Annotated in this window: 2 protein-coding genes; both read right to left on the minus strand. The window is 73.9% G+C overall.

Translation table 11 applies throughout. The features are described 5' to 3' along the window. Nucleotides 1-6,570 carry an SDR family NAD(P)-dependent oxidoreductase gene (locus ACF07N_RS22835; RefSeq protein ID WP_392115791.1) on the minus strand — a complete coding sequence of 2,190 codons (6,570 nt, stop codon included), beginning with the start codon at nucleotides 6,568-6,570 and terminating at the stop codon, nucleotides 1-3. After that, the gene (locus tag ACF07N_RS22840; protein WP_392115794.1) at nucleotides 6,567-25,190 is read right to left on the minus strand and encodes a type I polyketide synthase; all 18,624 of its coding nucleotides are present in this window, start codon (nucleotides 25,188-25,190) and stop codon (nucleotides 6,567-6,569) included. Before ACF07N_RS22840 ends, ACF07N_RS22835 begins: the two co-directional genes overlap by 4 nt. Between the last annotated feature and the right edge of the window lie 30 nt (nucleotides 25,191-25,220).

Below are 25,220 nucleotides of genomic sequence, written 5' to 3' on the forward strand. Positions count from 1 at the left end.
TCACTTGTCCCTCTCGTCCAGTGCCAGGTCGACCAGTGCGTCCAGGTCAAGGGCCGCCAGTGCGTCCGTGCCCGGGCCCGTGCCGGGCGGCGGTGCGGCGGTGTCCGTCAGGGGCGGGCCGGCACAGGCCAGGACCTGTTCCAGGAGGCCCGCGCCGCGCAGGCGGTCGATCGGGACGGTCCGCAGCACCTCCCGGATCTGCGCGTCCTCCCCCTGGTCGGCGTCCGGTGCGGGACGCAGCAGACCGCACAGGTGCCGGCTCAGCTCACGCGGCGTGGGGTAGCTGAAGACGAGGGTGGACGGCAGGCGCAGCCCGGTGGCGGAGGCCAGCCGGTTGCAGAGTTCGACCGCGGTCAGCGAGTCGAACCCGAGGTGGGTGAACGCCTGGTCGGCGTCGACGGCCGTGCCCGTGGGATGTCCGAGCACGACGGCGGCCTGCTCGCGCACCCGGTCGAGCACGACCGCCTCCGCCTCGTCCTCCGGCAGCCCGGCCAGGGCGGCGGGCAGCCCGAGGGGGTCGCCGGCCTGCGCCGTGTTCGTCCGGGTCCGCCGGGGACGGCTGCCCTCGGCGAGGTCGCGCAGCAGCGGCGGCAGCGTGTCACCGGCCCTGTCGCGCAGCGCGGGCAGGTCCATCCGGGCCGGGATCAGCACGGCCCTGTCGAGCGCGCACGCCGAGTCGAACAGGGCCAGCGCCTCGGACGTGGGCATGGCGGCGACGCCGAGGCGCCGGGTCCGGGAGAGGTCGGCCCGGTCCAGGCCGGCGGTCATGCCGCTGCGCTCTTCCCACCAGCCCCAGCACAGCGAGGTGCCGGGCAGGCCGGACGTCCTGCGCCACGCCGCCAGACCGTCCAGGAACGTGTTCGCCGCCGCGTAGTTCGCCTGCCCCGCGCTGCCGAGCGTGCCCGCCAGGGCGGAGAACTGGATGAACGCCGACAGGGTGTGTTCCCTGGTCAGCTCGTGCAGGGTGAGGGCGCCGCCGGCCTTGGCCCGCAGCACGTGCGCGAGGTCCGCCGCGGTCAGTGACTCGACGGTGCCGTCCGCCAGGACGCCCGCCGCGTGCACGACCGCCGTCAGCGGGTACTGCGGCGGCAGATCGGCGAGCAGGTCCGCCACGGCGTCCCGGTCCGCGACATCGCAGGCCACGACGCCGACCGTGGCGCCCGCCGCCTCCAGCTCCGCGACCAGTTCCGGAACCCCGTCGGCCGCCTTGCCCCGCCGGCTCGCCAGCACCAGGCTGCGCACCCCGTGTGCGGTGACGAGGTGCCGGGCCACCAGTGAGCCCACTCCCCCGGTCCCGCCGGTGACCAGCACGGTGCCGCCGCCGAAGGCCTCGCCCACCTCCAGGACGATCTTGCCGATGTGGCGGCCCTGGCTCATCTCGCGGAACGCCCTGCGCGCGTCGCGGATGTCCCGCACGGAGACCGGGTTCAGATGCAGCCGCCCGTCGGCGAACAGGTCCATGACGGCCCGGAGCATCTCCTGCGTCGCGTCCGGTCCTTCCTCGTACAGGTCGAAGGCCCGGTAGTCGACTCCGGGGTGTTCGGCCGCCACCCGGTGGGGGTCGCGGACGTCGGTCTTGCCCATCTCGATGAAGGTGCCGCCCTCGGGGAGCAGCCGGAGCGAGGCGTCGACGAACCGGTGGGCGAGGGAGTTCAGCACGACGTCCACGCCTCGGCCGCCGGAGGACGCCAGGAACGTGTCCGCGAACTCCAGGTCCCGCGAGGACGCCAGGTGCTCGTCGTCCAGGCCCAGTCGGCGCAGGGCGGGCCACTTGGCGGGGCTGGCCGTGGCGTAGACCTCGGCGCCCACGTGCTGCGCCAGCCGGACGGCGGCCATGCCGACGCCGCCCGCCGCGGCGTGGATGAGGATGCGCTGCCCCTTCTCCAGTTTCATCAGCCGGAACAGGGCGTGGTACGCGGTGAGGTAGGCGCTCGGCACGGACGCCGCCTCGGCGTAACTCCATCCGTCGGGGATGCGGATGAGCAGCCGCTGGTCCGTCACGGCCACGCGTCCGAAGGCGCCGGAGAACGAGCCCGTCACCCGGTCGCCCGGCGCGAGACCGGTGACGTCGTCCGCCACCTCCAGCACCGTTCCGGCGCCCTCGCTGCCCAGTCCCGTGCCGAAGGCCGTCCGCTCCACCAGGCCCAGGGCGATGGTGACGTCCCGGAAGTTGAGCCCCGCGGCCTGTACGGCGACCCGGACCTGGCCGCTGGTCAGGGGGGCCTCCGCCTCGGGGCACGGTACCCAGGTCAGGTTCTCCAGGGTGCCCCGCGCCGGGATGCCCAGCCGGTGGCCGGCCGGGGGCGGTCCGATCCGGTGTTCCGCCGGGGCGGCCGGTGTCATGCGCGGCGTGAGGTACGCGCCGTCGCGCAGGGCCAGTTGCTCCTCGTCGAGCGCGAGCACGTCGGGGAAGCGGGCGAGGGAGGTGTCCGCGTCGTCGATGTCCACCAGCCGGAACCTGCCGGGGTGTTCGGTCCGGGCAGAGCGGATCAGGCCCCACACGGACGCGCCGGGCAGGCTTTCGACGCTCTCCCCGGTGCCGGTGTCCAGGGCCAGCCGGGTGAGCACCACCAGGGTCGATCCGGCGAGCCGGTCCTCGGCGAGGAACCGCTGGACGGTGTCGAGGACGCGGGTGCCGGTGCCGGTGACCCGGGCGAGCAGGTCGGGGCCGGCGGGAACGACGTCGTCGAGGCAGAGGACGAGGTGCGGGGGCGCCTCGCCCTGGAGGACGTCGTCGACGGACGCGTAGGACTGGACGTTCCCGTGGCCCGCCGTGAGGAGGCGGGCGGCCAGGCCGTCCTGGGTGCCGATGACGCCCCACGGCCCGCGGTGGGCCGCCCGCTCGCCCGGCTGGAGGGGCCGCCACCGCAGTTCGAACAGGGACCGTTCGTGCGCGCCGCGCGCCGCGCTCAGCTGCTCGGGTCCGGCCGGCCGGAACGTCAGCGCCGATACGCGCCCGATGCCGCGGCCGTGCTCGTCGGCGATCAGCAGGGACACGACGCCTTCGCCCACCGGGGTCATCCGGACCCGTACGCTCGGGCCGCACTCCGCGGTGAGGTCCGCCCCGGCCCAGGAGAAGGGCATCCAGCCCCGGCCGTCGTCCACGTCGATGACTCCGCCGACCGCGACCGCGTGCAGCACCGCGTCGAGCAGGGCCGGATGCAGCGCGAACCCGCGGCCGGCCGGACCGTCGCCGGTGTCGGGCAGAGTGGCCAGCACGTAGAGGTCGTCACCGTGGCGCCACACCTCGCGCAGCCCGCGGAAGACCGGCCCGTAGTCGAAGCCCGTGTCGGCGAGGGAGTCGTGGAAACCGTCGACGGCGAGGGGTTGCGCCCCGGCCGGCGGCCAGGTGGCGAGAGGGTGCGCGTCCTCGGCACGTACGGCTGCCGCCGGTGCGCTCGGCGACAGGGTGCCCGTGGCGTGCCGGGTCCAGCCGTCCGCCGCCGGGCCGTCGTCGCCGGGGCACGAGTACACGTCGAGGGAGCGGCGCCCGCTCTCGCCCGGCGCCCCGACGACGACCCGGATCCGCGTCTCTCCCGGGTCGGGCAGCACGAGGGGGACTTCCAGGGAGAGTTCCTCGACCGACGCGCAGCCGACGGCGTCGCCCGTCCACAGCGCCAGGTCGAGGTAGGCGGTTCCCGGTACGACGACCGCGCCGAACACGGAGTGATCGGCCAGCCAGCCGTGGGTGCGCAGGGACCACCGGCCGGTGAACACCACCTCGCCGGTGCCGGGGTGGTCCACCGCGGCGCCCAGCAAAGGGTGTTCGGGTGCGGACAGACCGGCTGAGGTCACGTCCGCCGTGCTCTTCCCGGCCGTGGGGTCCAGCCAGTAGCGCTGCCGCTCGAACGCGTACGTCGGGAGGTCCACCGGCCGGCGCGTCCCGAACAGGGCGCCCCAGTCCACGGTTCCGCCCCGGACGTGCATCTGCGCCAGCGCCCCGATCAGCGCCTCGGCCGGCTCGCGGTCGCGCCGCGACGCGGACAGGACCAGCGCGTCGTCCACGCCGGCGAAGGCTTCCGTGATGATGCTCGTCAGGGCCGATCCGGGGCCCGCTTCGAGGAAGAGGCGCGCTCCGGCCGCGCGGGCGTGTTCCACCGCGTCGTGGAAGCGGACGGGTTCGCGGACGTGGCGCACCCAGTGCGCCGTGGAGGTCAGTTCCCCGGGCGTGGCCTCGCGGCCCAGCAGGGTCGAGACGACCGGGATCGCCGGCCTGCCCGGGGGAAGCGTTCCGACCGCCGCCGCGAAGTCCTCCAGGACCGGGTCCATGAGCGGCGAGTGGAAGGCGTGGTCCACCTTCAGGAGCTTGGCGCGGGTGCCGTCGGCGGTGAGGCGGTCCCGCAGTGCGTGCACCTGGTCGCGGTCGCCCGAGACCACCACGGACTCGGGGCCGTTGACGGCGGCGACACCGAGACGGCCGTACGGGGCGAGCATCGCTTCCACGATGGCTTCCGGAGCGCCGACCGCCAGCATGGCGCCGCGTTCGGTGACCGTCTGCATGACCCGTCCGCGCGCGGCCACGAGCCTGGTCGCGTCCTCCAGGCCGAGGGCGCCGGACACGTGGGCGGCGGCGATCTCGCCGACCGAGTGCCCGATGAGAAGGTCCGGCGGCGGGCAGTACCGCGTGATGAGCCGGTACAGGCCGACCTGGAGGGCGAACAGCGCCGGCTGCGCGACGTCGGTGCGCTGGGCACGCTCCTCCGCGAGTGTGCCGGACAGCAGGAGGGGCTTCAGCGCGTAGGGCAGATGCGGGTCGAAGCCCGCGCAGACCTCGTCGAGGCTCCGCGCGAACGCGGGGAAGGCGTCGTACAGGTCCCGGGCCAGGCCGACCCAGCGGGCGCCCTGACCGGGGAACATGAGGGCGGTACCGCCGAGCCGTCCGGCGACCCCCCGCACCAGCCCGGCGGAGTCCGTGCCGTCGCTCAGGGCGGCCAGTGCGCTCAGCAGCGCGTCCCGGTCGCGCCCCAGCACCACCGCGCGGTGTTCGAGGTGTGCCCGGGTCGACACCAGCGACCAGCCGATGTCGGCGGGGTCCGGGCCGGGGCCGGCGGCGGCGTCGCGCAGCCTGCCGGCCTGTGCCCGCAGGCTCTGCTCCGACCGGGCCGACACGATCCACGGCAGCACCGCGGACGCGGCGTCCGGCACGGGGCCGGCGGCGTCGCCGGACGTGTCCTGCCCGGGAGCCTGTTCGAGGATCAGGTGCGCGTTGGTGCCGCTCACGCCGAACGCCGACACGGCGGCCCGTCGTGGCCGCTCGCCCGTCTCCGGCCAGGGCCGTGCCCGCGTGAGGAGCTCCACCGCGCCCGCGGACCAGTCCACGTGCGGTGTCGGCTCGTCCACGTGCAGCGTCTTGGGCAGGGTGCCGTGGCGCATGGCCATGACCATCTTGATGACGCCCGCCGCGCCCGCCGCGCACTGCGGGTGGCCGATGTTCGACTTCACCGACCCCAGCCACAGCGGCCGGTCCGCGGGCCGGTCCTTTCCGTAGGTGGCCAGCAGCGCCTGCGCCTCGATCGGGTCGCCCAGCCTGGTGCCCGTGCCGTGCGCCTCGACGGCGTCCACCTGGTCCGCCGTCAGCCGGGCGTCGGCCAGGGCCTGGCGGATGACGCGCTGCTGGGAGGGGCCGTTGGGCGCGGTGAGGCCGTTGGAGGCGCCGTCCTGATTGACGGCCGAGCCCCGGACGACCGCCAGCACCCGGTGGCCGTTCCTCCGCGCGTCGGAGAGGCGTTCCAGGAGCAGCAGGCCCACGCCCTCGCCCCACGCGGTGCCGTCGGCGGCGGACGCGAAGGGCTTGCACCGGCCGTCCGGGGCCAGTCCGCGCTGGCGGCTGAACTCGGTGAACACGCCGGGCATCGTCATGACCGTCACGCCGCCCGCCAGGGCCAGCGTGCACTCGCCGTTCCGCAGCGCCTGGGCCGCCATGTGCAGCGTGACCAGCGACGACGAGCAGGCCGTGTCGACGGTGAGGGCCGGTCCCTCGAAGCCCCACACGTAGGAGATGCGGCCCGAGGCGACCGCGACCGAGGTGCCCGTCATCAGGTATCCCTCGAGTGCTTCCGGCGACTCGTGCAGCGGCGGCCCGTACTCCTGGCGCGCGATCCCCACGAAGACGCCGGTGCGGCTGCCGCGCAGGGTGGTCGGGTCGATGCCGGCCCGCTCGATCGCCTCCCACGAGGTCTGCAGCAGGAGGCGCTGCTGCGGCTCGATCGCCGTCGCCTCGCGCGGGCTGATCTCGAAGAAGGCCGGGTCGAACTCGTCGGCGTCGTACAGGAAGCCGCCCTCGCGCACGTACGACGTGCCGTGCGGGCCCGGTTCCGGCGCGTACAGCTTCTCGACGTCCCAGCCGCGGTTGTCCGGGAAGCCGGAGATGGCGTCCCGCCCGGCGGCGACCAGCTCCCACAGGTCCTCCGGGGAGCGCACTCCGCCCGGGTAGCGGCAGCTCATGCCCACGATCGCGATCGGTTCGTGCGCCGCCGCGGACAGTTCGGCGTTCACCCGGCGCAGGTGTTCCGTCTCCTTGAGGGAGGCCCGCAACGCCTCGACGACGGCTTCGTTCGACTGGGCCATCATGGCCTCCGCATCTCGTCGGGAACGTCGTTCTTCATCGCCATGCGCACCAGGTCGTCCACATCCATCTCGTCCAGGGACGGCACGTCGCCGTTGTCCGGTCCGTGCGCGGCGCCGTTCGGCGTGAAGGCCTCGCCGTCACCGCGGTCGCTCGTCCGCTCGGGGAAGAGCTCGTCCCGCAGGTGGCGCGCCACGGCGGCCGGCGTCGGGCAGTCGAACAGCAGCGTGGTGGGCAGTTGCAGCCCGGTCACGCGCCGCAGTCGGTTGCGCAGTTCGACGGAGGTCAGCGAGTCGAAGCCGACCAGGCTGAACGCCCGCTCGGGGCCGATCGCGTCCGGTCCGCTCAGGCCGACGACCGCCGCGGCGTGCGCGCGGACGGTCTCCAGCAGGGCCTCGTCCAGCTTGCCGTCGGGCAGTTCCTTCAGCCGGGCCGGCAGGTCGTCGTCGTTCGCCTCGTCCGCGTGACCGCCGGGACGCGCCGGGGTGGGGGAGGCGACGCCGGAAAGGTCGGCGATGAGCCTGCTGGGCCGGACCGCGGTGAACGCGGGCGCGTAGTCCGCCCACTCCACGTGGGCCACCATCACCTGGGTCTCGTCCCGGCTGAGCGAGGCGGCCAGCGCCGCCGTCGCCGTCTCGGGGACCATCGGCGGCAGCCCCTGCCGGCGCAGGCGTTCCTCCACCTCGCCGCTCACCATGCCGCCGCTCCATGACCCCCAGTGCACGGCGGTCGCGGGCAGCCCGGCGGCCCGCCGGGTCTGGGCCAGCGCGTCGAGGAAGGCGTTCGCCGCGGCGTACCCGCCCTGCCCGCCGCTGCCCCAGACGCCGCCGACGGCCGAGGAGAACAGCACGAACGCGTCCAGCTCGTGGTCGGCGGTGAGTTCGTGCAGCACGGTGGCGGCGGCGACCTTGGGCCTGAGCACCCGTGCCAGTTGTTCGGCCGTGAGGGTCTCCACCAAGCCGTCCGCGAGCACCGCGGCGCCGTGGATCACCGCGCTCAGCGGGTACTCCTCCGGCAGCGACGCCAGCAGTTCCCGCAGCCCGTCCCGGTCGGCGGCGTCGACCGCGGCCACGGTCACGCGCGATCCGAGTTCCGTCAGTTCCGCCTCGAGCTCGGTGATGCCGGGGGTGTCCTTGCCGCGCCTGCCGACCAGCAGGAGGTGCGGCGCGCCGGCCCGGGCGAGCCAGCGGCAGACGTGCGAGCCGACCTCGCCCGCGCCGCCCGTGACCAGCACGGTGCCCCGGGGCCGCCACTCCCCCGCCGGTGCGGCTCCCAGCGGCGCCCGCGCCAGCCGTCGGCCGAACACTCCGGAAGCGCGCACCGCCACCTCGTCCTCGCCGTCGGCCCCGCCGTCGCCGTCGAGGACCGCGCACAGCACCTGCGCGGCACGTCCGTCCAGTCGGGTGGGCACGTCCACGAGCCCGCCCCACCGTTCCGGCCGTTCCAGGGCCATCACCCGGCCCAGGCCCCAGATCTGGGCCTGCAGCGGGTTGGTGACGGCATCGGCGCCTCCCGTGGCGACAGCCTCCCGGGTCAGGCACCACAGCCGGGCGTCCATCCCCGCGTCGTCCAGCGCCTGCGCCAGGGCGACCGTGCCCGCGAGCCCTGCGGAGACCGGTTCCCGCGCGGCGTCCAGGCCGTCGTCGATGAGCGCGGTGAGCGACAGTACGCCGGTGACCCGGCCGGGGGTGTCTGTCCGGGCGAGGAGGGCGGTGAGCCGTCGGCCGAGCGCGGCACGGTCCCGCAGGTCGGCCGGCGCGATGTCCCACCGGACCACCTGGGCCCGGCGTTGCCTCAGCGCGTCGAGCACCGTCTCCACCGCCGGGTCCTGAGCCGCCGCCTCGGGAACGGCCACCAGCCAGGCGCCCGTCCCCGCTGCCGGCGTCGCCCCGGCCCCGATGCCGGGCAGCGGCTTCCACACGGGGCGGTAGCGCAAGCTCTCCAGCGCCGACCGGTCCAGCCGGCGCCGCCGCCACGACGCCATGGCGGACAGCACGGCGGGCAGGGCGGTACTCACGCCGTCGCCCTCCGCGTCCCCCAGTCCCAGCGTGCCGATCAGCGCGTCCAGGTCCTCCCGGTCCACCGCGTCCCAGAACTCGGCCTCGACCGCATCCGGGGAAGCGCCGGACGAATTGCCGGTGCCGGGCTCGTCGGTGTCCGACAGCCAGTAACGCTGGTGCTGGAAGGGGTAGGTGGGCAGGTCGAGGTGGGTGGGACGGGTGGCCGGGTAGAAGGCGGCCCAGTCGGCGGCGGCGTGGGTGTGCGTGGTCGCCAGGGAGGTCAGCACGCGCTGCCAGGAGTCCTCGTCGCGGCGCAGCGTGCCGGTGACGGTGACCTCGGAGGCGTCCTCTGCGGTCTCCTGCAGGGGGTGGGTCAGCACCGGGTGAGGGCTGGCCTCCACGAACAGGGTGTGCCCGTCGTCCAGCAGGGCGCGGACGGTTTCCTCGAAGACCACGGTGGTACGCAGGTTCTCGTACCAGTAGGCCGCGCCCATCACCGTCGTGTCGGCCAACGGCCCACCGACATGACCGGCGACCGTGGAGTAGAACGCCACCCTCGCTTCGTGCGCGCGCACCGGGGCCAGCAGCTCCATCAGCTGATCGTGCAGAGCCTCCACGTGCGCGGTGTGTGAGGCGTAGTCGACCGGAATGCGGCGGGCCCGGATGTCCGCCTGCTCGCAGTGAGCAATCAGCTCGTCCAGTGCGTCCGCGTCACCGGCCACCACCGTGGACGAGGGCCCGTTGACCGCGGCCACCGCCACCCGCCCCTCCCACGGGGCGATCAGCGTTGCGGCGTCGGTCTTCGGCAGCGGCACCGACACCATTCCGCCCCGGCCCGCGATCCCGGTGATGGCCTGTGAGCGCAACGCCACGACCCGGGCCGAGTCCTCCAGGGACAGCACCCCCGCGATGTGCGCGGCGGCGATCTCCCCCTGCGAGTGGCCCACCACCGCGTCCGGGACCACCCCCAGGTGCTCCCACAGCCGCGCCAGCGACACCATCACCGCCCACAACGCCGGCTGCACCACATCGACCCGGTCGAAACCGGGAGCGCCCTCCACCTGGTTCAGAACGTCGATCAGGTTCCAGCCGGTGAACGGCTCAAGCGCCGCCGCGCACGCGGTCAGATGCTCCGCGAAGACAGGGCTGGTGGACATCAACTCCACGCCCATACCGACCCATTGCGAGCCCTGGCCGGGGAAGACGAACACCGTCTTCCCTGAGCGGGCTGGCGCCGTTCCGGTCACCACCCGGGCCGAGGGCTCACCCGACGCGAGGGCGGCCAACGCGCCCCGGTAGTCGGCGAGTTCGCGGCCGATGACGACCGCCCGGTGGTCGAACACCGACCGGCCCGCCGCCAGGGCGTGACCGACCTCGGCCGGCGTCAGCCGCGGATGCCGGTCCAGATGCTCCAGCAGCCGCCGTGCCTGATCGCGCAGCGCGGCCTCCGACTTCGCCGACACCGCCCACGGCAACGTCCCGTCCGTCACCACCACCGGCGCAGGTGCGTCCCGGTCGGTGGTGTCCGGGGCCTGTTCCAGGATGAGGTGGGCGTTGGTGCCGCTGACACCGAACGAGGAGACACCGGCGCGGCGCGGGTGGCCGGTGTCGGGCCATGACCGTGTCTCCGTCAGCAGTTCGACGGCCCCGGACGCCCAGTCGACGTTGGGGGTCGGCGCGTCCACGTGGAGGGTCTTCGGCAGCAGGCCATGGCGCATGGCCATCACCATCTTGATGACCCCGCCGACACCGGCCGCGGCCTGTGTGTGGCCGATGTTGGACTTCAGCGAGCCCAGCCACAGCGGCCGGTCCTCCGGCCGGTCCTGGCCGTAGGTGGCCAGCAGCGCGTGGGCCTCGATGGGATCGCCGAGGGTGGTTCCGGTGCCGTGGGCCTCGACGGCGTCGACCTCCTCGGCCCGGACCCGGGCGTTGGCCAGGGCCTGCCGGATGACACGCTCCTGAGCCGGACCGTTGGGGGCGGTCAGGCCGTTGGAGGCGCCGTCCTGGTTGACGGCCGAGCCGCGCACGACGGCCAGCACCTGGTGGCCGTTCCTCCGCGCGTCGGAGAGGCGCTCCAGCAGGAGCAGGCCGACGCCCTCCGCCCAGCCCGCGCCGTCGGCGGAGGCGGCGAAGGACTTGCACCGCCCGTCCGGGGAGAGGCCGCGCTGCTTGCTGAACTCGGTGAAGACGTCGGGCGTCGCCATGACGGTGACGCCGCCGGCCAGGGCGAGTGAGCACTCGCCGTTGCGCAGGGCCTGGGCGGCCAGGTGGATGGCCACCAGGGAGGAGGAGCAGGCGGTGTCCACGGTCAGCGCCGAGCCCTCGAACCCGAAGGTGTAGGCGACACGGCCGGACGCGACGCTGCCCGCGCTGCCGTTGAGCAGGTAGCCCTCCAGGTCTTCCGGTACGGAGTCGAGACGGCTGCCGTAGTCGCCGTACATGACACCGGTGAAGACGCCGGTGGGGGTGGCCTGGAGGGTGGTGGGGTCGATGCCGGCCCGTTCGACGGCCTCCCAGGCGACCTCCAGCAGAAGGCGCTGCTGGGGGTCCATGGCGAGGGCCTCACGGGGGCTGATCCCGAAGAACGCGGGGTCGAAGACATCGGCGTCGTAGAGGAAGCCGCCCTCACGGACGTAGGTCTTGCCCGGACGGTCGGGATCGGGGTCGTAGAGCGTCTCGACATCCCAGCCCCGGGTGGCCGGGAACTCGGCGACGGCGTCCGACTCGCCCGCCACCAGGGACCACAGTTCCTCCGCGGACCGCACGCCGCCCGGGTACCGGCAGCCGATGGACACGATGGCGACGGGCTCGTCGGTGGCGGTGGTGGCGAGCGGCGCGGCCGGGGCGGCGGTGGGCGTGGGGGCGGCCGGGGCCAGGGTGGTCAGGAGGTGGGTGACCAGGCGGCGCGGTGTCGGGTGGTCGAAGACGAGGCCGGCGGGCAGGCGCAGGCCGGTGGCGGCGTTGAGGCGGTTGCGGAACTCCACCGCGGTCAGCGAGTCGAAGCCGAGGTCCTTGAACGCCTGGGTGAGGCTGACGGCGTCGGGCGTGGCATGGCCCAGGACGACGGCGACCTCGGTACGGACGAGGGTGCCGAGGGTCTCCTCGGCGTCCTCGGGGGAAAGGCGGGCCAAGCGGTCGCGGAGGCCGGTGGCATCGGTGACCGCCGTGGTGGCGGCGGCCCTGCGGACGGGCACGCGTACGAGGCCTTGGAGGACCGCGGGAACGGTGCCGGTCTCCAGGTGCGGCCGGAGCAGAGCGGGAGCGATCTTGGCGGGGACCGGGCAGGCACCGTCCGTGGCACGGGCCGCCTCGTACAGCGCGAGCCCCTCGTCCGCCGTGATGGGCTGGATTCCGAGGCGCGCCGCGCGGGTCAGGTCCGCGTCGTCCAGGTGGCCGGTCATGTCGCTGCGCTGTTCCCAGAATCCCCAGGCCAGCGATACGGCGGGCAGTCCCTCGGCACGGCGGCGCTGGGCCAGCGCGTCGAGGAAGACGTTCGCCGCGGCGTAGTTGCCCTGGCCCGGTGTGCCGAGAACGCCCGCCATGGACGAGAAGAGGACGAACTCGGTGAGGTCCGACTCACGGGTGAGTTCGTGCAGGTGCCAGGCGGCGTCGACCTTGGGACGGAACACGCCGTCGACGCGCTCCGCCGTCAGGGAGGTGACGATGCCGTCGTCGAGGACGCCGGCGCTGTGCACGACGGCGGTGAGCGGATGCTCCTCGGGGATGCCCGTGAGCAGCGCGGCGAGCGCCTCGCGGTCGGCGGTGTCGCAGGCGGCGACGGTGACCTTGACGCCCGACTCGGTCACCTCGGCGGCCAGTTCGGGGGCGCCCGGAGCGTCCATGCCGCGCCGGCCGACCAGCAGCAGGTGCCCGGCCCGCCCGGCCCTCGCGTAGTGCCGGGCGAACAGGGAGCCGAGGGTGCCCGTGCCGCCGGTGATCAGGACGGTGCCGCCCACTGCCGCCTCGGGTGCGGGGGCTGACGGGCTCCGGGTGTCGCGGACGAGCCGGGGGACGTGGATCCGCCGGTCGCCGTCGCGCAGAGCCACCTGCGGCTCGCCGCTGACCAGCGCCGCCCGGAACGCCTCGGCGGAGACGGTGTTCTCGTCGGCGACGTCGATCACGGTGAACCGGCCCGGGTGCTCGGTCTGAGCCGTACGGATCAGACCCCAGACGGCGGCGTCAGCGGGGCTGGGGGCCTCGCTCCCGGTGTGGACCGCGACGGCCCCCCGGGTGAGGAACACCAGTCGGCTGCCGGCCGGTCGCTCCTCGGCCAGCCAGGTCCGGATCAGGTCCAGGGCGTACCGCACGGCTTCGCGTGCGGAGCCGGGGACGTCCTCGGCCGGGCCGGGCCGGCGCAGCAGGCCGGTGGCGACGACCAGGTCCGGCACAGCGTCGGCGCCGTCGGCCGGCAGTGTCGCCGGCTCCCCGTGACACGTCACCGTGGTCCCGTCGGGCAGCGACCCGAGCAGCGCCTCGGGAACGTCGGTGCCCAGGAACGCCACCCGGTCGGCCGAGAGGCTCTCGGTGACGGACAGGGGGACCCAGTCCAGGCGGAACAGGTGCTCGTTCCCGCCCGTCGTGACCGTCGTGACCGCCTTGGCCAGTTGTTCCGCGGTGATCGGCCGCATGGCCAGCGACTCGACCTCGGCCACCGGCCGCCCGGCCGGGTCGGCGAGGCCGACGCGCAGCGCGCCCGCGTCGGTCACGGTGGTCCGGACGCGCAGTGCCCGGGCTCCGACGGCGTGCAGCCGTACGTTCGACCAGGCGAACAGCAGGGGCACCTCGTCCGGGTTCTGCTCGGAACGGGCGAAGACGCTCGGATGGAGCGCGGCGTCGAACAGGGCGGGGTGGATGCCGTAGTGGTCGGCGTCGGTGCTGTCGTCGCCGGGCAGGGCCACCTCGGCGTAGAGGGTGTCGCCCCGGCGCCAGGCGGCGGTCACCCCCTGGAAGGCGGGGCCGTACTGGTAGCCGAAACCGGCGATGAGGTCGTAGAGGGTGTCGGCGCGCAGGGCGGTGGCACCGGCCGGCGGCCAGGCCGTCGGCTCCGCCCACTCCACCGTGTCCGGCGGAGCGGACGGCTGAGGGCTGAGCGCGCCGGTGGCGTGGCGGGTCCAGGGCCGGTCCGGTGTGGCGTCGTCGGGCCGGGAGTGGACGGCGAAGGCGCGGCGGCCGTCATCGCCCGGCCCCGACACGTGCACCTGCAGATGGAAGCCGCCGGTGGCGGGCAGAACCAGGGGTGCTTCGAGGGTCAGGTCCTCCAGGTGTGGCGTGTCGGTGGACTGACCGGCGTGAAGGGCGAGTTCGACGAAGGCGGTGCCGGGCACGAGGGGTGTGCCGTGTACGGCGTGATCGGCCAGCCAAGGGTGGCTGCGCAGCGACAGGCTCCCGGTGAACAGGTGGCCGTCACCGTCCGCCAGAGCCACGGCGGCACCCAGCAGGCCGTGATCGGCCGCACGCAGGCCGAGGGTGTGGGGGTCGGTGACGCCGGTGGTGTCCGAGAGCCAGTAGTGCTGGTGCTGGAAGGGGTAGGTGGGCAGGTCGAGGTGGGTGGGGCGGGTGGCCGGGTAGAAGGCGGCCCAGTCGGCGGCGGCGTGGGTGTGCGTGGTCGCCAGGGAGGTGAGCACGCGCTGCCAGGAGTCCTCGTCGCGGCGCAGCGTGCCGGTGACGGTGACCTCGGAGGCGTCCTCTGCGGTTTCCTGCAGGGGGTGGGTCAGCACCGGGTGAGGGCTGGCCTCCACGAACAGGGTGTGCCCGTCATCGAGGAGACCGCGGGTCGCGGCTTGGAAGTCGACCGTCGTGGCCAGGTTCTCGTACCAGTAGGCCGCGCCCATCACCGTCGTGTCGGCCAACGGCCCACCGGCGTGACCGGCGACCGTGGAGTAGAACGCGACCCTCGCTTCGTGCGCGCGCACCGGGGCCAGCAGCTCCAGCAGTTGGTCGTGGAGGGCTTCGACGTGCGCGGTGTGCGAGGCGTAGTCGACCGGGATGCGGCGGGCCCGGATGTCCGCCTGCTCGCAGTGAGCGAGCAGCTCGTCCAGTGCGTCGGCGTCACCGGCCACCACCGTGGAGGAGGGCCCGTTGACCGCGGCCACCGCTATCCGCCCCTCCCACGGGGCGATCAGCACCGATGCATCAGCCATAGCGAGCGGCACCGAGACCATTCCGCCCCGGCCCGCGATCCCGGTGATGGCCTGTGAGCGCAATGCCACGACCCGGGCGGAGTCCTCCAGGGACAGCACCCCCGCGATGTGCGCGGCGGCGATCTCGCCTTGGGAGTGGCCCACCACCGCGTCCGGGACCACACCCAGGTGCTCCCACAGCCGCGCCAGCGACACCATCACCGCCCACAACGCCGGCTGCACCACATCGACCCGGTCGAAACCGGGAGCACCCTCCGTCTGGTTCAAAACGTCGATCAGACTCCAGCCGGTGAACGGCTCAAGCGCCGCCGCACACGCGGTCAGATGCTCCGCGAAGACAGGGCTGGCCGCCATCAACTCCACGCCCATACCGACCCACTGCGAGCCCTGGCCGGGGAACACGAACACCGTCTTGCCTGCCTCAGCAGGCGCCGTGCCGATGACGACCTGCGGCGAGGACTCACCGGCGGCAAGAGTGGCCAACGCGCCCCGGTAGTCGGCGAGTTCCCGGCCGATGACGACCGCCCGGTGGTCGAACACCGACCGGCCCGCCGCCAGGGCGTGACCGACCTCGGCCGGCGTCAGCCGCGGATGCCGGTCCAGATGCTCCAGCAGCCGCCGTGCCTGATCGCGCAGCGCGGCCTCCGACTTCGCCGACACCGCCCACGGCAACGTCCCGTCCGTCACCACCACCGGCTCACCGACGGCCTCTTCGGGCACCGGAGCCTGTTCCAGGACGACGTGCACGTTGGTCCCGCTGACGCCGAAGGCGGAGACGCCGGCGCGGCGCGGGCGTCCTGTGTCCGGCCAGGGGCGTTCGTCGGTCAGGAGTTCCACGGCGCCCGCGGTCCAGTCGACATGGGGGGTCGGCTCGTCCACGTTCAGCGTCTTGGGCAGCACCCCGTGCCGCAGAGCCATCACCATCTTGATCACGCCGCTGACGCCTGCCGCGGCGCCGAGGTGACCGATGTTGGACTTCAGCGAACCGAGCCACAGCGGCTGGTCCTCCGGCCGGTCCTGGCCGTAGGTGGCGATCAGCGCCCGGGCCTCGATCGGGTCGCCCAGTCTGGTTCCGGTGCCGTGGGCCTCGACGGCGTCGACCTCCTCGGCCCGGACCCGTGCGTTGGCCAGGGCCTGCCGGATGACACGCTCCTGGGAAGGCCCGTTGGGGGCGGCGAGGCCGTTGCTCGCCCCGTCCTGGTTGACCGCCGACCCGCGCACGACGGCCAGCACCTGGTGGCCGTTCCTCCGCGCGTCGGAGAGGCGCTCAAGGAGCAACACGCCTGCTCCCTCGCCCCAGTTGGTGCCGTCGGCCGCCGCCGCGAACGCCTTGATCCGTCCGTCCGCCGCCAGGCCGCGCTGCCTGCTGAACTCGGTGAACACGCCGGGGGTGGCGATCACCGACACGCCCGCGGCCACCGCGAGGGTGCACTCGCCCTGCCGCAGCGCCTGCGCCGCCTGGTGCAATGCCACCAGCGACGACGAGCAGGCCGTGTCGACAGTGATCGCCGGGCCCTCCAGGCCCAGGAAGTAGGCCAGCCGGCCGGAGATGACACTGGTCATCTTTCCGGTCACCATCAGGCCGTCCATGCCGTCCGCGGCCTCGTGGAGCGGCGGGCCGTACTCCAGCGCCACCGCGCCGACGAAGACGCCGGTCCGGGTGCCGTGCATCGACTCGGGACGGATGCCCGCGCGCTCGAACGCCTCCCAGGCGGTCTCCAGCAGGAGACGCTGCTGAGGGTCCATGGCGAGGGCTTCGCGAGGGCTGATACCGAAGAAGGCGGCGTCGAACTCGGCCGCGTCGGACAGGAAGCCGCCCTCGCGGACGTAGCTCTTGCCCGACCGGTCCGGATCGGGGTCGTACAGTCCCTCCACGTCCCAGCCACGGTCGGTCGGCAGTCCGGAGAACGCCTCACTGCCGGACGTCACCAGGTCCCACAACTCCTCCGGCGACCCCACACCTCCGGGGAGCCGGCAGCCGATCCCCACCACGGCGATGGGCTCGTCCGACGCGGCGGACACAGCCACTGGCGCCGGGGTGGCCGCCGCCTCTCCCAGCAACTGACCGCGCAGATGCCGGGCGATCGCAGCCGGTGTCGGATGGTCGAACACCACCGTCGGCGACAGGCGCAGACCGGTGGCCGCGGTCAGACGGTTGCTCAGCTCCACCGCCGACAGGGACTGGAAGCCGAGGTCCCTGAAGGTGCTGTCCGGCCGGACCGCCTCCGGGGTGGTCTGCCCCAGCACGGTCGCGGCGTGGGCGCGCACGACCTCCGTCAGCTCCCGCTCCGCCTCGGCCGGGGACATGCCGGTGAACCGGTGCCCGCCCGCCACGGCCGGCTCGGTCGGGGCCTCGCCGGCCGCGACCACGCTCCACTCGCTGCCGGAGGTCTCCAGCCAGTACCTCTGGTGCTGGAAGGCGTAGGTCGGCAGGTCGACGACCCGCGCTCCCCGGCCCGCGAACACCGCCGGCCAGTCGACGCCCGCTCCCCGCACCCAGGCCTCACCGAGGGAGGCGCAGAACCGCTTCAGGCCGCCCTCGTCGCGGCGCAGCGTGCCGGTGACGGTGACGTCACCGCTGTCCCCGGCGGTCTCCTGCAAGGGGTGGGTCAGCACCGGGTGAGGACTGGCCTCCACGAACAGGGTGTGCCCGTCATCGAGGAGACCGCGGGTCGCGCCCTGGAACTCGACCGTCGTCGCCAGGTTCTCGTACCAGTACGCCGCACCCATCACCGTCGTGTCGGCCAACGGCCCACCGACATGACCGGCGACCGTCGAGTAGAACGCCACCCTGGCCGGACGCGCCTCGACAGGCGCCAGCAGCTCCATCAGCTGATCGTGCAGAGCCTCCACGTGCCAGGTGTGCGAGGCGTAGTCGACCGGAATGCGGCGGGCCCGGATGCCCGCCTGCTCGCAGTGAGCAATCAGCTCATCCAGTGCGTCCGCGTCACCGGCCACCACCGTGGACGACGGCCCGTTGACCACCGCCACAGCCACCCGCCCCTCCCACGGAGCGATCAGCGCTGCGGCGTCAGTCTTCGGCAGCGGCACCGACACCATCCCGCCCCGGCCCGCGATCCCCGTGATGGCCTGCGAGCGCAACGCCACAACCCGGGCCGAGTCCTCCAGCGACAACACCCCCGCGATATGCGCCGCAGCGATCTCACCCTGCGAGTGACCCACCACCGCGTCCGGGACCACACCCAGGTGCTCCCACAGCCGCGCCAGCGACACCATCACCGCCCACAACGCCGGCTGCACCACATCCACCCGGTCGAAACCGGGAGCACCCTCCACCTGGTTCAAAACGTCGATCAGACTCCAGCCGGTGAACGGCTCAAGCGCCGCCGCACACGCGGTCAGATGCTCCGCGAAGACAGGACTGGCCGCCATCAACTCCACGCCCATACCGACCCACTGCGAGCCCTGGCCGGGGAACACGAACACCGTCTTCCCGGGCTCGGCGGCCACCGTGCCGGTGACCACATGCGGCGAGGGGCGGCCGGTGGCCAGCGCGGTGAGCGCGTCTCGGTGGTCCGCCGGTTCCCGGGCGACCACGACCGCCCGGTGGTCGAACGCCGACCGCGACACCGTCAGCGACAGGCCCACGTCGGCCGGCGACACCTCGGTGTCCGCGGCCAGGAACTCCCCCAGCCGCCCGGCCTGCGCCGCGAGCGCCGCCGGAGTCCTGCCCGAGACCACCCACGGCACCGGTCCGTCCGTCGCGAGGGCCGGCTCCGGCGCTTCCCCGGCGTCCGCGTCCCCGGTTTCCGGGGCCTGCTCCAGCACGAGGTGGGCGTTGGTGCCGCTGATGCCGAACGACGAGACGGCGGCGCGGCGCGGCCGGCCCGCGTCGGGCCAGGGGCGTTCCTCGGTCAGGAGTTCCACGGCGCCCGCGGTCCAGTCGACGTGCGGGGTCGGCTCGTCCACGTGCAGCGTCTTGGGCAGCACCCCGTGCCGCAGGGCCATCACCATCTTGATGACACCGGCGGCGCCCGAGGCCGCCATGGTGTGGCCGATGTTGGACTTCAGCGAACCCAGCCACAGCGGCCGGTCCTCCGGGCGGCCCTGGCCGTAGGTGGCGATCAGTGCCTGGGCCTCGATCGGGTCGCCGAGGGTGGTTCCGGTGCCGTGGCCCTCGACCACGTCGACCTCGGCCGGCGTGACGCGGGCGTTGGCCAGGGCCTGCCGGATGACACGCTCCTGGGAAGGCCCGTTGGGGGCGGTCAGACCGTTGCTCGCCCCGTCCTGGTTGACCGCCGAGCCTCGGATGACGGCCAGCACCTGGTGGCCGTTCCTCCGCGCGTCGGAGAGGCGTTCCAGGAGGAGTACGCCCGCCCCCTCGCCCCAGTTGGTGCCGTCGGCCGCCGCGGCGAACGCCTTGATCCGTCCGTCCGCCGCCAGCCCTCGCTGCCTGCTGAACTCGGTGTACACGCCCGGGGTGGACATCACCGACACGCCCGCGGCCACCGCGAGGGTGCACTCGCCCTGCCGCAGCGCCTGCGCCGCCTGGTGCAACGCCACCAGCGACGACGAGCAGGCCGTGTCGACGGTGATCGCCGGCCCCTCCAGGCCCAGGAAGTAGGCCAGCCGGCCGGAGATCACGCTGGCTATCCTGCCGGTCAGCAGCAGGCCGTCGAGCCCTTCCCCGGCCTCGTGGAGCAGTGGGCCGTACTCCTGGGTCATGGCGCCGACGAACACACCGGTCGGGCTGCCGCGCAGGGCGGTCGGGTCGATGCCCGCCCGCTCGATCGCCTCCCAGGCGACCTCCAGCAGGAGCCGCTGCTGCGGGTCCATCGCCGTCGCCTCCAGCGGGCTGATGCCGAAGAAACCGGCGTCGAAGGCGGCGGGGTCGGAGAGGAAGCCGCCCTCGCGGACGTAGCTCTTGCCCGTCCGGCCCGGGTCGGGGTCGTAGAGCCCGTCGAGATCCCAGCCGCGGTCGGTCGGGAAGTCCGAGATCGCCTCACTGCCGGACGTGACCAAGTCCCACAGTTCCTCCGGTGATCCCACGCCGCCGGGGAGCCGGCAGCCGATCCCCACCACGGCGATGGGCTCGTCCGACGCGGCGGCCGTCGCCGTGGGCCGGGCGGTGGACGGCAGGTCGCCCAGCAACTGGCCGCGCAGATGCCGGGCCATCGCGGTCGGTGTCGGGTGGTCGAAGACCGCTGTCGGTGACAGGCGCAGACCGGTGGCGGTGTTGAGGTGGTTGCGCAGTTCGACCGAGGAGAGTGAGTCGAAGCCGAGCTGCTTGAACGCGCTGTCCGGCCGGATGGCCTCGGGAGTCGGGTGTCCCAGGACGGTCGCGGCGTGGGCCCGTACGAGTTCCGTCAGCTCGCGCTCCGCCTCGGCGGGGGACATCCCGGCGAACCGGTGTCCGCCCGCGGCGCCGTCCGGTGAACCGGAGGCGGCGGTGCGCCGGGCGGGGCGAGGGCGCACCAGGGCGCCGAGCACGGGGGGCAGCGTCGCGTCGCCGCCCCCGGTGAGCCGTGCGGTGTTCAGCTTCGCGGGGACGAGCACCGGCTCGTCGAGGGCGAGAGCCGCGTCGAACAGGGCGAGTCCTTCCTGCGCCCGCAGGGGAGCCAGGCCGGCCCTGGCCATCCGGGCCAGGTCCGCCTGGTCCAGGTCCTCGGTCATGTCGCTGCGCTGGTCCCAGAGGCCCCAGGCGAGTGACGTGGCCGGAAGCCCCTCGGCCCGGCGGTGTACGGCGAGCGCGTCGAGGTAGACGTTGGCCGCCGCGTAGTTGCCCTGCCCGGCTCCGCCGAACGCGCCCATCACCGAGGAGAACAGGACGAACGCCGCGAGGTCGAGGTCGCGGGTGAGCCGGTGCAGATGCCATGCCGCGTCCGTCTTGGGCCGCAGCACCGCGTCCAGCCGCTCGGGGGTCAGCGCGGAGACCAGGCCGTCGTCCAGGACGCCCGCCGTGTGCACGACCGCGGTCAGCGGGTGCTCGGCCGGTATCGCCTCCAGCAGCCGGGACAGTGCCTCGGGATCGGACACGTCGCACGCCACCGCCCGGGCCGTGGCGCCGAGTTCGGCCAGCCCGGCGACGAGTTCCCCGGCACCCTCGGCCGCCGGCCCGCGGCGGCCGACCAGCAGCAGGTGCCGTACGCCGCGCTCGCTGACCAGGTGCCGGGCGAGCAGCCCGGCCAGCGTTCCGGTGCCGCCCGTGATCAGTACCGTGCCTTCGGGATTCCACACGGGCGGCGCGGACACCGGCCCGGCATCCCGGGTGCTCGTGCCCGTCGCCGCGGCCCGGGTGAGCCGTGGCACCAGGACCTCTCCCCCGCGCACCGCCAGCTGCGGTTCTCCGCAGGCGAGCGCGGCGGGCAGGGCGCTCAGGGAACGCTCGTCCTCGTCGACGTCGACGAGGACGAAACGGTCCGGGTTCTCCGTCTGCGCGGTGCGCAGCAGCCCCCACACCGGCGCGGAGGCGAGCGCCGGCCGCTCCGCGGGGCCGGTCACCACCGCACCTCGGGTGACGACCACCAGGCGGGTGTCGGCGAACCGCTCGTCCGCGAGCCACGACCGGACCAGGGACAGTGACGTCAGCAGCTCGGTGCGCACACCGGCGGGATCTCCGGCGGTGTCGTCCTCGCCGGGAAGCAGGCAGGCCAGGACGAGTCCGGGCCGGGAGGCGCCGGGTGCCGCCCACGCGTCGCTGAGTTCGGACAGGTCCGCGTACCGCCGTACCCGCGCGCCGCCGCTGTCCGCAAGGGCGGTCAGTCCGAGTCCGTCGCCGCCCACCAGCGCCCAGGGGGCGGCCGAAGGCGCCTCGGTCTCCCGCACCGGACGGCTCGTCCACTCCATGCGGAACAGCGCGTCGGGGTGGCCGTTCCCCGCACCGGGCAGCTTCCCGGGGTCGACGGGACGCAGGGCCAGCGAGCCGACCGACGCGACCGGCGCGCCCTCGGTGTCGGCGATCTCCACCGCCAGGGCGTCGTGGTCCGTCGGGGTCAGCCGCACCCGCACGCTGGTGGCACCGGTCGCGTGCAGCCGCACGCCGGACCAGACGAACGGCAGCCTCGGCGATTCCGTCGCCCGCCCGGCCGCCGGGGCGTCCGGGAGGAGCCCGGCGTGCAGGGCCGCGTCCAGCAGTGCCGGGTGGACTCCGAACGCGTTCGCCTCGGTGTGCCGTTCCTGCGGCAGCGCCACCTCGGCGTACACCTCCCGCCCCCGCTTCCACACGGCCCGCACCCCCTGGAAGGCGGGTCCGTACTGGTAGCCGAGGGCGGCCAGCGACGGGTACAGCTCATCGATGTCCGCCGGCACCGCCCCGGCCGGCGGCCACACCCGGGGGTTCCACGAGGACCGCACGGCACCGCCGGGGGCGAGGACCCCCGTGGCGTGGCGGGTCCAGGGCACACCTGTCCCCTCGCCGTCGGGCCGGGAGTAGACGCCCACCGGTCGCCGTCCGGTCTCGTCGGGCTCGCCCACCTCCACCCGTGTCCGGACGCCGCCGGCCGGGGACAGCACGAGGGGTGCCTGCAAGGTGAGTTCTTCCAGGTGGTCGCCGCCCACCTCGTCGCCCGCGCGGAGCGCCATCTCGACGAAGGCCGTGCCGGGCAGCAGTACGGTGCCGGAGACCGCGTGGTCGACCAGCCAGCCGTGGGTCTGCAACGACAACCGGCCGGTCAGCACGGTGACGTCCGACCCCGCCAGTTCCACCGCCGCACCGAGCAGCGGATGTTCCACCGCCGCCTGCCCGGCCGCCTCCGCGTCTCCGGCGCCCTGGGGCGCTTCCATCCAGTAACGCTGGTGCTGGAAGGGGTAGGTGGGCAGGTCGAGGTGGGTGGGGCGGGTGGCCGGGTAGAAGGCGGCCCAGTCGGCGGCGGCGTGGGTGTGCGTGGTCGCCAGAGAGGTCAGCACGCGCTGCCAGGAGTCCTCGTCGCGGCGCAGCGTGCCGGTGACGGTGACGTCACCGCTGTCCCCGGCGGTCTCCTGCAGGGGGTGGGTCAGCACCGGGTGAGGGCTGGCCTCCACGAACAGGGTGTGCCCGTCATCGAGGAGACCGCGGGTCGCGGCCTGGAACTCGACCGTCGTCGCCAGGTTCTCGTACCAGTAGGCCGCGCCCATCACCGTCGTGTCGGCCAACGGCCCACCGACATGACCGGCGACCGTCGAGTAGAACGCCACCCTGGCCGGACGCGCCTCGACAGGCGCCAGCAGCTCCATCAGCTGATCGTGCAGAGCCTCCACGTGCCAGGTGTGCGAGGCGTAGTCGACCGGAATGCGGCGGGCCCGGATGCCCGCCTGCTCGCAGTGAGCAATCAGCTCATCCAGTGCGTCCGCGTCACCGGCCACCACCGTGGACGACGGCCCGTTGACCGCCGCCACAGCCACCCGCCCCTCCCACGGAGCGATCAGCGCTGCGGCGTCAGTCTTCGGCAGCGGCACCGACACCATCCCGCCCCGGCCCGCGATCCCCGTGATGGCCTGCGAGCGCAACGCCACAACCCGGGCCGAGTCCTCCAGGGACAGCACCCCCGCGATGTGCGCGGCAGCGATCTCCCCCTGCGAGTGACCCACCACCGCGTCCGGGACCACACCCAGGTGCTCCCACAGCCGCGCCAGCGACACCATCACCGCCCACAACGCCGGCTGCACCACATCCACCCGGTCGAAACCGGGAGCACCCTCCACCTGGTTCAGAACGTCGATCAGACTCCAGCCGGTGAACGGCTCAAGCGCCGCCGCACACGCGGACAGATGCTCCGCGAAGACAGGGCTGGCCGCCATCAACTCCACGCCCATACCGACCCACTGCGAGCCCTGGCCGGGGAAGACGAACACCGTCTTCCCTGAGCGGGCTGGCGCCGTTCCGGTCACCACCCGGGCCGAGGGCTCACCCGACGCGAGAGCGGCCAACGCACCCCGGTAGTCGGCGAGTTCACGGCCGATGACGACCGCCCGGTGGTCGAACACCGACCGGCCCGCCGCCAGGGCGTGACCGACCTCGGCCGGCGTCAGCCCCGGATGCCGGTCCAGATGCTCCAGCAGCCGCCGCGCCTGATCGCGCAGCGCGGCCTCCGACTTCGCCGACACCGCCCACGGCAACATCCCGTCCGTCACCACCACCGGCTCACCGACGGCCTCTTCGGGCACCGGAGCCTGCTCGACGATGAGGTGGGCGTTGGTGCCGCTGACGCCGAACGACGAGACGGCGGCGCGGCACGGACGGCCCGCGTCCGGCCAGGGCCGCTCCTCGGTCAGCAGCTCGACCGCGCCCGCCGCCCAGTCGACGTGCGAGGACGGCCGGTCCACGTGCAGCGTCCTCGGCAGCACCCCGTGCCGCAGGGCCATCACCATCTTGATGACACCGCCCACGCCCGCCGCGGCTTGCGTGTGGCCGATGTTGGACTTCAGCGAACCCAGCCACAGCGGCCGGTCCTCCGGCCGGTCCTGGCCGTAGGTGGCCAGCAGCGCCTCGGCCTCGATCGGGTCGCCCAGTCTGGTTCCGGTGCCATGGGCCTCGACGACGTCGACGTCCTGCGCCGTCAGGCCCGCGGCGGTCAGGGCCTGGCGTATCACGGCTTCCTGGGAGAGGCCGTTGGGGGCGGTCAGGCCGTTGGAGGCGCCGTCCTGGTTGACGGCCGAGCCGCGCACGACGGCCAGCACCTGGTGGCCGTTCCTCCGCGCGTCGGAGAGACGCTCCAGCAGGAGCAGGCCGACGCCCTCCGCCCAGGCCGTGCCGTCGGCCGCCTCGGAGAACGCCTTGCACCGCCCGTCCGCCGCGAGGCCGCGCTGCCTGCTGAACTCGACGAACATGCCCGGGGTGGCCATGACGGCGGCGCCGCCCGCCAGGGCGAGTGAGCACTCGCCGTTGCGCAGAGCCTGGGCGGCCATGTGCATCGAGACCAGCGAGGAGGAGCAGGCGGTGTCCACGGTCACCGCGGGCCCTTCGAACCCGTAGGTGTAGGCGATGCGTCCGGAGGCGACGCTCGCGGTGTTGCCCGTCAGGAGGTATCCGTCGAACCCGGCGGCGCCGTCGTGCAGGCGGGGGCCGTAGTCCTGGGTCATGGCGCCGACGTACACGCCGGTCCGGCTGCCGCGCAGGGTGGCCGGGTCGATGCCCGCGCGTTCGAACGTCTCCCAGGAGGTCTGCAGCAGCAGCCGCTGCTGGGGGTCCATGGCCGTGGCCTCGCGGGGGCTGATCCCGAAGAACGCGGGGTCGAACCCGGCCGCCTCGGACAGGAATCCGCCCTTGGCGACATAGGAGGCGCCGGGCCGGTCCGGGTCGGGATCGAGGAGCTTCTCGGTGTCCCAGCCGCGGTCGGTGGGGAAGTCGGTGATGGCGTCGACGCCTTCGCTGACGAGGTGCCACAGCTCCTCGGGAGAGCGGACGTCTCCTGGATAGCGGCAGGCCATGCCGACGATGGCGATGGGCTCGCCGGCGGACTCCTCCAGTTCGCGCACCCGCTCGCGCAGGGTCTGCGCGTCGTCGACTGCGCGTCGCAAGTAGGACCGGAGCTTGTCGACGTCTTTCACCAGGGCCTCCCCCAACGGTCGTTCTCGGAT

Origin of the sequence: Streptomyces sp. NPDC015242 (assembly GCF_043079125.1) — a bacterium.
Classification (GTDB): Bacteria; Actinomycetota; Actinomycetes; order Streptomycetales; family Streptomycetaceae; genus Streptomyces.

Bases quoted from the DNA above. Each gene is read 5' to 3' on its own strand.
- ACF07N_RS22835 (WP_392115791.1), bottom strand. From the start codon at position 6,570: ATGATGGCCCAGTCGAACGAAGCCGTCGTCGAGGCGTTGCGGGCCTCC.